The sequence below is a fragment of the Muribacter muris genome (assembly GCF_004569585.1).
Taxonomy (GTDB): Bacteria; Pseudomonadota; Gammaproteobacteria; order Enterobacterales; family Pasteurellaceae; genus Muribacter; species Muribacter muris.
This window is the reverse complement of the sequence record NZ_SPPA01000068.1, coordinates 1-720: the sequence shown is the minus strand read 5'-3', so window position 1 is coordinate 720 and position 720 is coordinate 1. Positions and strand designations below refer to the sequence as shown.

The window sequence follows — 720 nt, the reverse complement described above, 5'->3', positions numbered from 1 at the left end:
GGGGCTGTACTAGATAACTAGAATAAATTCTGCTTTACTAATTGTTTTAAAATGGAAAATTGAACTTTTATTTCACTGTGGTTAAAACGCCATTCACATTCCTTCAAATACAGTTCAAAATGCTCTTTGGGAATGCCGTTAAACTTCCGTAAGTGGCGTTTTGCCTGATTCCAAAAGTTCTCAATTCCGTTAATATGATTTTGTCGTTCAGCAAAATGTGTGCTGTGATTGATGCGAAAGTGGCTAAACTCACTCACATCAAGTACATCATAGCTTTTGTAACAATCAGTATAAACAATACTGTCAGGCTTTACCTGCTCACGTATTATCGGCAATAAAGTGGCAGTTTGTGTATTGGGCACAGCAACGGTGTAAACCTTGCCGTTGCGCTTCAGAAGCCCAAATACAGCGACTTTGCTGGCTGCCCCGCGACCGCGTTTGCCTTTGCGCTGTCCGCCAAAATAGCTTTCATCAACCTCTACTTCGCCATCAAACATTTCCAGATGCGGGCTGTTATGGAAAATCAGTAAGCGTAAACGATGAAAATAATAGGCAGCAGTGTTTTTATTAACGCCGACTAATTGAGCTGCGGTGCGAGCAGTAACACCCGCAATAAACAGTTCAATCAGTTTGTTTTGCTTGTACTGACTTAAACGACTTCTTCTCATAGGGATTATTCTAACCTGAAATTAGATTTCCCTAGTTATCTAGTACAGCCCC

The 720-nt window shown here is 41.0% G+C and carries 1 protein-coding gene; it reads right to left on the bottom strand.

What is annotated here, in order from left to right; all coding sequences use genetic code 11:
- Window positions 1-17: 17 nt before the first annotated feature.
- On the bottom strand, window positions 18-668 hold the full coding sequence (locus tag E4T80_RS12620) for an IS1595 family transposase (RefSeq protein WP_135058723.1): 651 nt from the start codon (window positions 666-668) through the stop codon (window positions 18-20).
- Between the last annotated feature and the right edge of the window lie 52 nt (window positions 669-720).

Coding starts and splice junctions, on each gene's coding strand:
- E4T80_RS12620 (WP_135058723.1), bottom strand. CDS start 668: ATGAGAAGAAGTCGTTTAAGTCAGTACAAGCAAAACAAACTGATTGAA.